The organism is Paraburkholderia ribeironis, assembly GCF_900019265.1.
Classification (GTDB): domain Bacteria; phylum Pseudomonadota; class Gammaproteobacteria; order Burkholderiales; family Burkholderiaceae; genus Paraburkholderia; species Paraburkholderia ribeironis.
The window spans coordinates 1-10682 of sequence record NZ_CYGX02000127.1 but is presented as its reverse complement, the minus strand read 5'-3'; the positions used below and the strand labels follow the sequence as shown (position 1 = coordinate 10682).

9 protein-coding genes and 2 pseudogenes are annotated in these 10682 nt (G+C 57.5%); 2 read left to right on the top strand and 9 right to left on the bottom strand.

Annotated elements, in window-relative coordinates; genetic code table 11:
* Nucleotides 1-413: 413 nt before the first annotated feature.
* The 7 genes and pseudogenes from BN2475_RS31815 to BN2475_RS31780 all read right to left on the bottom strand — a co-directional run bounded on the left by BN2475_RS31815 (nucleotide 414) and on the right by BN2475_RS31780 (nucleotide 7229).
* Nucleotides 414-1652 carry a MalY/PatB family protein gene (locus BN2475_RS31815; protein WP_245841723.1) on the bottom strand — a complete coding sequence of 413 codons (1239 nt, stop codon included), beginning with the start codon at nucleotides 1650-1652 and terminating at the stop codon, nucleotides 414-416.
* A gap of 240 nt (nucleotides 1653-1892) precedes the next feature.
* Nucleotides 1893-2215 (bottom strand): annotated as a pseudogene (locus BN2475_RS31810) (IS66 family transposase); the annotation flags it as partial.
* A 69-nt stretch (nucleotides 2216-2284) separates the two neighbouring features.
* Nucleotides 2285-3574, bottom strand: a complete 1290-nt coding sequence (locus BN2475_RS31805; protein WP_143326012.1) for a sensor histidine kinase — start codon at nucleotides 3572-3574, stop codon at nucleotides 2285-2287.
* A gap of 88 nt (nucleotides 3575-3662) precedes the next feature.
* Nucleotides 3663-4691, bottom strand: coding sequence for an anthranilate 1,2-dioxygenase electron transfer component AntC (gene antC, locus BN2475_RS31800; protein ID WP_094783333.1), 1029 nt, complete (start codon nucleotides 4689-4691; stop codon nucleotides 3663-3665).
* 16 nt (nucleotides 4692-4707) lie between these two features.
* On the bottom strand, nucleotides 4708-5196 hold the full coding sequence (gene antB, locus BN2475_RS31795) for an anthranilate 1,2-dioxygenase small subunit (RefSeq protein WP_094783332.1): 489 nt from the start codon (nucleotides 5194-5196) through the stop codon (nucleotides 4708-4710).
* A 3-nt stretch (nucleotides 5197-5199) separates the two neighbouring features.
* Nucleotides 5200-6228, bottom strand: a pseudogene (antA, locus tag BN2475_RS31790) (anthranilate 1,2-dioxygenase large subunit); the annotation flags it as partial.
* A 461-nt stretch (nucleotides 6229-6689) separates the two neighbouring features.
* A complete protein-coding gene (locus BN2475_RS31780; RefSeq protein ID WP_281254300.1) occupies nucleotides 6690-7229 on the bottom strand; it encodes an aldehyde dehydrogenase family protein in 540 nt (179 codons plus the stop codon).
* Nucleotides 7230-7259: 30 nt separating this feature from the next.
* Between BN2475_RS31780 and BN2475_RS36665 the strand changes: the two genes are divergently transcribed.
* Nucleotides 7260-7463: a helix-turn-helix domain-containing protein gene (locus BN2475_RS36665; protein ID WP_094783336.1), complete on the top strand. Its 204-nt coding sequence runs from the start codon at nucleotides 7260-7262 to the stop codon at nucleotides 7461-7463.
* A gap of 145 nt (nucleotides 7464-7608) precedes the next feature.
* Here the strand turns inward: BN2475_RS36665 and BN2475_RS31770 are convergent, their stop codons facing one another.
* Entirely contained in the window at nucleotides 7609-8382 is a 774-nt protein-coding gene (locus BN2475_RS31770; RefSeq protein ID WP_094783330.1) for an SDR family NAD(P)-dependent oxidoreductase, read from the bottom strand.
* 544 nt (nucleotides 8383-8926) lie between these two features.
* Between BN2475_RS31770 and gcvA the strand changes: the two genes are divergently transcribed.
* Nucleotides 8927-9844 (top strand): transcriptional regulator GcvA, encoded by a 918-nt coding sequence (gcvA, locus tag BN2475_RS31765; protein ID WP_094783329.1) that lies wholly within the window; start codon nucleotides 8927-8929, stop codon nucleotides 9842-9844.
* A 28-nt stretch (nucleotides 9845-9872) separates the two neighbouring features.
* Here the strand turns inward: gcvA and BN2475_RS31760 are convergent.
* Nucleotides 9873-10682 (bottom strand): MFS transporter (locus BN2475_RS31760; RefSeq protein WP_143326010.1); only part of this gene is annotated, 810 nt, incomplete at its 5' end.

Sequence of the window (10682 nt, the reverse complement as noted above, 5' to 3'; positions counted from 1 at the left end):
CACTTTGGCGCCATCGGTCTAGACGGTACTCAAGCAACGCTTACACCGGCGGAGAAATGGTGGCGAACGCAATCCTGTGCCGAAAGGAGGTCGGCGACGTCGTCATCAATGCGGCGGGCTACGCGGGCGTGGGCACCGTTGTGCGCCTGCAGGGTCATTCAGGTGCGACCGGCGCTTGCACCGCCAGCGGCAATTGCGGGCCGCGCTTCGAGCACGACGAATTCGCTCGTTTGTTCGACCGCTGTATCATGGCGACGCGGCGCGCAGTGAGTTCATCGCATCGAGCGGGCTCGGCTTGTCGATCGTGCAGACCATCATGCGCATGCACGGCGGAGGCGCATTCGCGGATTGCCACGCCCGACGGATGCATAGTACTTGCTTTTTGCTTTCCGCGTAACATACCTCCGATTCGTTCATAGGCCAGCCGCTGCTTCGCCAAGCCGCCTGATCGCCTCGACGATCGTAGAGCGAGGACAACCGAGATTCGCACGCATGTAGCCGTGCCCCGCGATACCGAACTTCTGCCCCTTATCGAGCCACAGTCGAGCCTTGGTTAGCATGAATTTGTCGAGTGCGTCTGCGTCCATTTCGAGCGCCCGGCAGTCCATCCAAGCGAGGTAGAGGGAGTCAGCCGGCAAAACCTGAATCATCGAGGTGATGCGGTGGACCGCGTCGCGAAAGTAGGCATGATTCTCACGGAGATAGACTAGCAACTCCTCGAGCCATGACTCGCCGTGGGCGTAGGCGGCTTCTGCGGCCACCATGCCGAGTGTGTTGACCGACGGATACATATTTCTGTCGTACTGACGGCGTAGCTCCTCGCGCAGACGTCGATTCGGCACGAACACATTCGCACTTTGCAGGCCCGGCAAATTGAATGTCTTGCTAGGCGCCGTGCAGGTGATGCTCCCTTCCGCAAACTTCCCGCCGAGCGAAGCAAACGGTATGTGCCTTTTGGTCGGGCTGAGGATCAAGTCTTGATGGATCTCGTCCGAAATTACGAGCACACCGTGCCGATCGCAGATCTCGCCCATGGCCCGGAGCTCGTCCTCTGACCATACGTTACCGGTCGGGTTGTGCGGGTTGCTGAGGATGAACACCTTGGTGTTGTCTAGGATCGCTGTCTCGAACGTCTTCTCGTTCAAGCGGTATCCGGTGTCCGTCCGCTCAAGTGGCGCCAACGTCAGGCGACGTCCATTCATCAAAACGTCGTCGTGGAAATGCGCGTAGACGGGCGGCTGGATAAGAACCGAGTCTCCCGGTGCCGAAAATGCTTGAATGGCGGTCTTGAGCGCGGTGATAATGCCGCTCGTCTGCATCACCCATTCGCGAGCGACATCCCACCCGAACCGCTTCGCTTGCCAGCCTATGACCGCGTCGATATAGCTGCTGCTAGCTCCACGCGGGTAGCCGAATACACCGAACTCGACGGCCTCGTGAAGGGCATCGATGACAGGCTGCGGAGCTTTGAAATCCATGTCCGCGACCCACATCGGCAGCGGTCGCACCTCCAGCTCATCGGCTTTGAGAAATCGCTCGCCGGATTCCCACTTCAGGGAGTTCGTATTCTTGCGATTGATCACCTCGTCAAAAACAGAGCCGACATGTTCGGCCGATGCTCCAAAATTCGTTGGTTTTGAATAGGCCTTCACGGTGCGTCCAGTGGCTGGAATAGGTGATCTGGATTCAAATTGCATATTGATACAAGCGCGCCGAGGTCTGCATTCGACCCGTCCGTAACAGTACTGATTTTATCAAACAGATTAGCTACCGCTCTCATTTTGATTTGTGAGTGTTGGTAGAAAATGTTTTTCGAAATTGGACTTTGTGCGTTCGCGCTGGAGGGTAGGCGTCTGATGTGGTCTGGCGAACCCGCCTTGACGAGCGGCGAGTTAGGCGACAGATGTACGAGGCTGCCGGCTATGTGGCAGCAATGCGACGATGTCGCTCGCCCTGTAAGTGGGCGGGCGTGCCAGGATGTTTTTCAGAATGCGTGCGGTTCGTGACCATTGAGTTGCGCTGAGCGGATGAGGCTCATAATCGCAGCTGCACGTTGGCCAGCGCACAGCGAGCCGGCCAATAAGCCGTTAGCCCTGCCGATGGTCCATGAACGGATCTGGTTCGCGACCCAATTGTCTATGGGCACGTGTCTGTCGTCGAGATAGCGCGTGAGTGCTTCCCACCGTTTGATGCAATAGTCCAGCGCTTTAGTCAAGCTCGAATGCTTACCGCGTACGCGTGACAATTCACTTTGCCATTTTGACAACTTGCAAGCCATCTCTACCTATTCTGTAATGAAAGCATCTTCGTTAACGCGCAACTGGACCACCGAACCGTTTCCCGGTTGGCTGTGGATCGCGAGGCGGGCGTCCATCATTCTCGCCCGTTCGGCCATCCCGAATAGTCCATACGACCCAAGGCGCCGCACCAACATATCGAACCCTTTTCCATTGTCGCTGACGACGAGCTCAATTTTAGATTTTGATGTGGTCAACGTGATTTCTACGTGCGAGGCGGAGGCGTGGCGAGCGATATTCGTCAGCGACTCCTGGGCGATACGAAAAATCCCTGTCGCCGCAGTTTCCTGAAGAGAAGCGGCTTGCTCTTCCGTGCGCGCTGAGAGTTCATCATTTCCTTGGGCGATCTCACGACTTCCAAGTGTGACTGTTTCGGCATAGTGACGGACGCTCTCGACGACCCGCCGCAGACCTATATGCATCTCTCTCATCGCCACAATCAAACTACCTGGCGGTGCACTCAGAACTGAGGGTTCGCTCGATAGATCGCCCTGCGCGATCGTACAAGCGATTTCTCGGGCCGCAGCCGGTTCCGCGCCCAACTCATGCAGCAGGCTGCGAGACAAAGCGACGCCGATCCCCGCAAGCAGGACTGTCGAAACTGCCAGAACGATGACCAGCGTTACCTTAGCTCGTTCATACGTCGTGACAGCTCGTAGCTTCTGCTGCGCGTTTCGCGCCGTCTGGAATTCCGTGAAGCGAGTGATCGTATCTTGAAGCGCCTGCATCGATGGCGCTGCTCGATCGACCAACCACTGTGCCGCTTGATCGTGCTGTCGGTTCTGTGCCAATGTGACGAACTGGTCAAAGTCAGGAACGGTCCGTTTATCATTCGTCTCGAAAATTGCGTCTATCAATGCAGTTGCCTGGTCCGATCCGAGACTGAGCTTGCGCAGTGTCTCTCGGTCGGTCATGAATCTTCGTTTTGCGTCATAGCCACGTCTTGTGAAATCTGAAATAGCGTTCGCATTGCTAATCAGTAGTATGGTCTTTATAGAGTCCATACCAATGAAAACCTGGCGGGAGAGATCTTCAGCCAATGCCAATTTTATGTTTCCGTCGTCGACGATCCGAGAGAGACGAACGTTCGCCTCTCTGAGTTTCTGCAACGACAAGATGCCTTCTGTCACGAATAGAAGCAGTAGGGCGCTAAATGCGATAAGCAGGCGTGTGGAAATGCTAAGCGTCCTTGTTCTCATTCTTTCTTTTCCCCGGAATCCAGGCTGTGATTCTGCGTATCCGAATTTTTTTGAATCGACTAAGACGTGGATGTTCAAGGCGGGTTCGGGCCGTCCCCGATACCCCGCGCTCTTCTTGTCAATGACGAACGAATCGTCCTTGCCCTCGCCGCTTTGGACTGGGCTGCTAGAGGCCGTTGCTGTCCCCGAATTTCTCGTAGTAGAGCCTATGTCCGTCGATCTGTTCGGTCGCCAGCCATCCTTTGATCGCCTCCACCATCGGAGGCGGCCCACACAAGTACATGTCGACCGGATTGGCGTCGAGGAACGCGCGGTCGAAATGCTGCGGAATAAGCCCCGTCTTGCCCAGCCATTCTTTGGAGGGGTTCATCACGACAATCTCGCATTGGAAGTCCGCGATATTGTCTTCATAACGTGCAAGGCGCTCGAGTTCGCACAAATCGCGCGCATTGGTCACGCCGTAGTAGAGACGGATCGGTTGGCCACATCTGCCCTTCTGTGCGAGGTCGTCAAGCATGCCCAAAAACGCAGATAAGCCGGTGCCACCCGCCACCAAAACTAGCGGGCGCTCGATCTGTCGTAGATAAAATGCCCCTAACGGCGCCTCGAACTCGATCGTCTGGCCTGGCTTGCAGCGATCGCGTATGTAATTGCTCATTGCGCCGTCAGGAAGAAGCCGGATCAGAAACTGCAACTGATTACTGTCGTCGGGCCGGTTCGCGAACGAGTAGGACCGCCATACGCTCGATTCGGGTACCTTAAGGCGTGCATATTGTCCGGGGAGGAAATCCAGTCGTCGCGTGTGCGAACTCGCATCGAGATGCAAGATCGCGGTTGTTTCGGAAACCTGCTGCACGCCGGCCACGCGTCCGGACAGGAGGGAGGTACCGCTGGTGTTACACAGGCTTGAATCGAAGTCGAAATAGAAGGACGAATCCGACTGCAAGCGCGTCTGGCAAGAAAGGATCTTGCGTTGCGCGAGGTCGGCCGCGGAAAGCGTCTCCTCATCAACGTAGTCCTGCGTATAGCGGCCCGATTCGCAGCGCCCCTGACAGGTGCCGCATACTCCTTCTCTGCAATCGAGGGGAATGTTCACGCCGTTGCGCAACGCGGCGTCGAGTAGAAGCTCGTCGGCCCGGGCATCGCAGAACACGGTTTTGCCGTCGGCAAAACTAAAAGCAACTTTGTGGTTCATGGATGAAGCACCCCGCTCAAAGATGGTAAAAGTCGAGCACCGCGTTGATGGTGTCGTTGAGCAGGAGCACGTGCTTCTTGGCGATCTTCCAACTCTGATCGTGCTCGCGCAGGTGATAGGTGGCACGCCCGAAGAAATATTCGCCTATGCCCTGACGAGCATAGAACGTCGCCCAGTTCAACTTCACCTCGTAGTCTCCGCCTTCACCCGCGGTGATGCGTACGTTGGTGATCTGGTGCAGCGTTCGCGGCAGCGGCGTTGATGCCGCGGACTTGCCGGTTCGCAAGCGGAAGACGCGGTCCTCTAGACCCGTGCGGTTCGAATAGTAGATGAGCGACATACCCCGCTTGGGGTCGGTCGTAAACTCGTGCTCAGAGTCCCACTGCGGCACGTGAAATTCGCTGTTCTCGTCGAACAGATCGAGATATTCGTCCCAGAGTTGGGCGTCGCAAAGCTCCGCCATGCGATAAAGAAATTGCTCGACTGAATGTTGCAGCGCTTGCATGGTTTAAGCCTCCTCAGTATCGCTGGTTTTTTGCGTGAGTCCTTTCAACAGCAACGCTTGCCATGCACCGTGCTGGTTCACATATAAGCCTTCATGCGAGAGTTCCGTTCCTGTCAGACTCGGCTTGATGCCGAGCAGGCGAGCGTTCTCGGTCTCGCCCTCCACCCATCGATGATGGCCGCGCGAGATATCGCTCCATCGTTCAAGCCGCGCCTGGAAGCCGCGTTGCTGCTCCCGGAACTCGACGAGGTCGTCAGGAGTGCCCATGCCGGACACGTTGAAGAAATCCTCGAACTGGCGAATCCGGTTTTCGCGGTCCTGATCCGATTCGCCCTTCACCCCGATACATTCGCTGATCACTTCTGTCTTGTTCCAGGCCACGGGCCGCACGATGCGGAGCTGCGAGCTGATCTGATCCATAAAAAAGAGGCTCGGATAGATGTTCAGATTGCGCAGCCGATGCATCATCCACTCAGCCTTTTGCTGGCCGTGGGCCCCAATGAGGCGTGGCGTCACGCTCGCATAACCCGGGCGTACATCCGGATTCGGCATGTCGCTGAAGAGCACGCTGTGACCGTTCCTGAATGCGAACCAGCCATCGTCCGTATCGGCATCGCCCGCGCCGAGCTTGCTGTAGTCGAGGGTTGCACTCTGCTGCCCGTCCTTCTTTGCATTCGATTCCTGGCGATGCTGAACCGTGGCGACGTAGTTGTAGTGCACCGCGCTGACGTGGTAGCCATCGAGACCGTTCTCGTTCTGCAGCTTCCAATTTCCGTCATAGGTGTACGTCGACTTGCCGGGCAGCACTTCGAGTTCACCTGTGGGCGATTGCTCGAGCATCATATCGAAGAAGACGCGTGCGTCGCCCAGGTAATCCTCGAGTGTTTCCGTAGCTTCGACGTCGAGGCTCACGAATACGAAGCCCTTGTAGCTCGCTATGCGTGCCTTCTTCAATCCCCGCGTTGCTTTGTCGAAATCCTCACAGTACTCGCCCGGTGCCTTCACTTTGACGAGCCGTCCGTCGCTCTTATAAGAGTCAACAAGTTTGGCACAAAAATGCCGTCGTCAAATTTGAGGTTTCCGCTTCCGCCCTCGTTACTAACGAACGACACGCCGGCGTCGATCAGTCCGCTTAGTGTCACGCTCGATTGCGCGCGACAGTTTTGGGCCGCATATAGACAAAGTACAATCGCCGGCCAATGCAACATCTTCATCATCAAGTCTTCTTGTTAATTTTAAATTTAACTATTTTCGCTGCCGATAAAGCACGTAAGCCAATGGGGGCGTCCGTCGTTCAAGGTCAACGTATCGGTTGGCCAGCCACGGCTGGTTCGAGCGATATTTTGGCTAGGCGGGGCTTGGGAAGACGCACCCCAATGGCGAACCGCCACGACGAGCCGCAAGCAGCGAAGTCATGGCGTGGCTCCAATGTGCAAAACGTTTTTATCGTCGGTTAATGACCAATCCACCACCGAAATGCAATCGTTTCGGTCTCAAACCGCGAACCAAGGCTTGACGACGGCATCTTGCACGGTGATCGCCTTCACGTGTGAATACATATTGAGCGTCTCACGGCAATGTTCGGTGCCGATGCCACTCTCCTTGAAACCGCCAAATGGCGAGCGGCTGCTTAGGTTGAAGTAGTGGTTGATCCAGACGTTGCCGGCTTCCAGGCGGTCGGCGGTTCGCATCGCGTTTGCCAAGTTCGACGTATAAATACCCGACGCCAGCCCGTATCTCACATCATTCGCTTCACCGATCATCGTTTCGTAGTCGCTCCAGCGAATCAGGCTCATCACGGGACCAAAAATCTCTTCCTGTGCAACGCGCATACGGTTCGTAGCTTCGAAGAGCGTCGGTTCAATGAAGTACCCGTGTTCGCAGTCTTGGACCTTAACCCGAGCACCACCGGCAATCAGCTTCGCGCCTTCCGTCTTGCCGATATCGATGTAGTCCAGTACGCGCTGACCTTGGGTTGTAGAGACGAGATTACTGACTCGCGTGCGACTATCCATCGGGTTGCCCACCTTGATACGGCTCGCGGCTGGCTAGCTTGTCGGAAAATGCTCCGTAAATGTCATCGTGGACAAACACTCGTGTGCCGGCAAGCCGCCTATCGGATTTTTAAGTTGGCCGTCGCCAATACGTCGGTAACTGACGTCGCCTTGCGGCTGGGGTTCGCTCACGTCGGCCGGTTTAGCGCGGACTATCGGGCGGCTTTTGGGGAGCCGCCAGCGGCGACGTTGCGTCGCTATCGCCAGCGGTGAGTTCTTGCCCCCTGTTGTCTCCCGACATCGGGGGCAATAGGGGGGCGCTACTGAGTGAAGCGAATTTCGGACAGCGGCGGGCGCCGCTTGATGAATTTCCGTAGCCGAAATTTCCGTCGGCGCGATCGGAGCCCGCCAAAAAAGATCAGTTCCGGCCAGCCATCACACCGCCGTCGACATCCCAAATCGCGCCGGTAACCCAGCTTGCCTTGTCCGAGAGCAGGAAGGTGACCACCTCGGCGACATCCTGCGGCGTGCCCACGCGGCCGATGGGGTGGAAACTATTGAAGCCCTGCAGCGCGTTGTGCACTTCCGCCTTCGGGATGAACCCTTCGTAGATCGGGGTCTGGACTACCGCTGGGGATACCCCGTTGACGCGGATGTGCTTGGGAGCCAGTTCCATCGCAAGGTGCTGAGTCAGCGAATGCAGACCCGCCTTGGCCATGGAATATGCCGACGACGGGGTTGCTGCGATGGCTTGCTTGGCCCACATCGAGCCGATATTGACGATCGCACCGGGGCAGGCCTTGGCGACCAAGTTGGCGGCGACTTTCTGCGTGATAAAGAAAAACGCCTTGTTCAGCTTCATGTACTGATCGTAGTCCGCATCCTGGTGCTCCAGGAACGGCTTGGGAAAGAAGATGCCGGCCGCATTGACGAGCAGGTCGATGTCGGCATGCTGGTCGTCGATCGTCTTGAGCAGCGCGGCCAGCCCGTCGTTGCTGGATAGGTCCGCCGTCAACGCAGTTACCTCGCCCAGTGCGGCCAGTTCCTTGCGCGCCTCTTCGGCCTTATCCGCACGATGCCCGACGATGACCGCGCTGCCGCCCTCGGCGAGGACCATGCGGGCCGTCTCCAGGCCCATTCCACTGGTGCCACCGACGACCAACAACTTCTTGCCCTTGAATTGATTGCTCATTTGAAATCCCTCCGCCCGCAGCTTGGCAGGCTCTAGTTGAATGAATTAGGCCGAGCTCACAGCAGGAAGAAAGGGATCTCGATTGCGCCGGTACGGCAGCGGCAGAGCTACGCAACGTGCGGACGACCGCGACCTATTTTCTCGCTGTGGCAACGACACCATCGAAGCCAGTAACCACAGAAGCAAAACTATGTCCCTGGCGCGCAACGAATGTCGCCGAAGAACAGGCCTTACCATCTTCGACCCAGAGGGGATTCTTCGCTGATTTGCATTTGTAGGCAAATGAGATAAAGTGTTTCGAGTTGACAGAAAAACTTTCCGTCATGGGCGCGACAGCAAGCGATACGCGTGCGCTGCACGCTTCGAACCGCAGCGTCGGCGCCGAAGTGAGGCAAAGCCAGCCATTTGGGAGGCGATGCAGTTGGTGCCTCCAGCCCGCGAGCGCCGCCAGGCATTGGTCCGATGCGGAAACGTCAGTAGATTCGGGCGCTAGGACCGTCCCGGGCCCTCTTACCCTTGAACTCCCACCGAAGTTTATCTTTGCATGAAAGGTCCCGTACATCTTAATGCGCTGCGTGCGTTTGAAGCGAGCGCCCGGCACCAAAGCTTCTCGTCTGCGGCAGCGGAATTGAACGTGACGCCTGCGGCAGTTGGCCAATTGGTTCGCTCGCTTGAAGAGTGGCTCGGTACACCGCTGTTTCATCGAGGTGCGAGCGGCCGTTCCCGCCTCATTCCAACCGACACGGCCGAGCGTGCGTTGCCGGATATTCGCGCAGGGTTTGATCGACTTTCACTCGGATTGGATCGCTTGCGCGAAGGCTCCAGGAACGGTGTGTTGACGGTCACGGTTAGTCCATCGTTTGCGGGGAAGTGGCTGATGCCGCGGATCGAGCGGTTTCACGAAATGTGGCCAGAGACGGACGTTCGGCTCGATACGAACCTCAAGCTGGTCGACTTCACTGCACAAGGCGTTGACATCGGTGTGCGGTACGGTCGGGGATCCTGGCCCGGTCTCGTGTCGGAAAAGTTGATGGACGAACAAATCTGTGCCGTTTGCTCGCCCACATGGCTCGCCAAGAACGCCAAGCTCAAGACGCCTAACGACCTCTCCGGCAAAGCTCTGATACACGATCTGTCCGTAGACGGACACCTGGGATTTGCATCGTGGGACGATTGGCTTCAGCGGGCTGGGGCAGAGAACGTCGATGCCAAGCGTGGCATGCGGATCAACAATTCGGCCGCCGTTCTGCAAGCTGCGGTGGACGGTCACGGCGTAGCGTTGGCGCGGAGCGTCATGGCCCGCGACGATCTGGCCGCCGGCCGGCTGGTCCAATTGTTCCCAAAAGTGAAATGGACGTCTGAACTGGCTTATTACATCGTTTACCGGGGAGAGTGCGCGTCTCTGCCCAAACTTGTTGCGTTTCGCGAATGGTTGATCCAGGAGGCGGGATCGGCGCATTGACCGGTTACCGGCTCCCTCGTAGGGCTGATCAACTGGCGATGCCGCGCCGGCGCGCCGTCGCCGAAGCGATCAGAGCGAGGATCGCTAAAGCAAGGGGAATGAATGACAACGAGAGCACCGTGTTCCAACCATACGAGGTCAGGAGGCCGCCTGACAGGAAGGAGCCGAAGGTCATCGTCCCGAACACGATGAAGTCGTTGAGCGACTGCACTCGGGCCTTTTCGTCCGGTCGATGACATTCAAGTACGAGAGCCGACGCGCCCACGAAGCCGAAGTTCCACCCCACGCCGAGCAGAATCAGTGTCAGCCAGAAATGCGCTACGTTGACGCCGGTCAACCCGACGGCGGCTGAAAGGGCGATGAGCATCAGGCCCGTCAGAACGACCCTTTGCGCCCCGAAGCGTGTGATCAAACGCCCGGTAAAGAAGCTGGGGCCATACATCGCGATGATGTGCCATTGAATGCCAAGGTTGGACGACGTCTGCGGCAGGCCGCACATTTGCATCGCAAGTGGTGCCGCCGTCATGAGAAAGTTCATCAACAGATATGAGACAGTTGCGCAGACAACTGCGGTCAAGAATCTGGGCTGGCGAGCGATGATGCCGATCGGGCGGCCTCCGGCCGCCGCCGTCGAGGGCTTCGGAAGACGTACGCCGAACAGGATGAATGCGGATATGGCGGCCACCGCTGCTTGCGCCAAGAATGTCGCCGCGAAGGTGTGGGGCGCCCATACATTCATGGTATAGGTGACGAGCTGCGGCCCAATCACGCCGGCGAAGACGCCGCCCGCCATGACGAACGATAGCGCACGCGGACGTCGCTCCGACTGGACGCAATC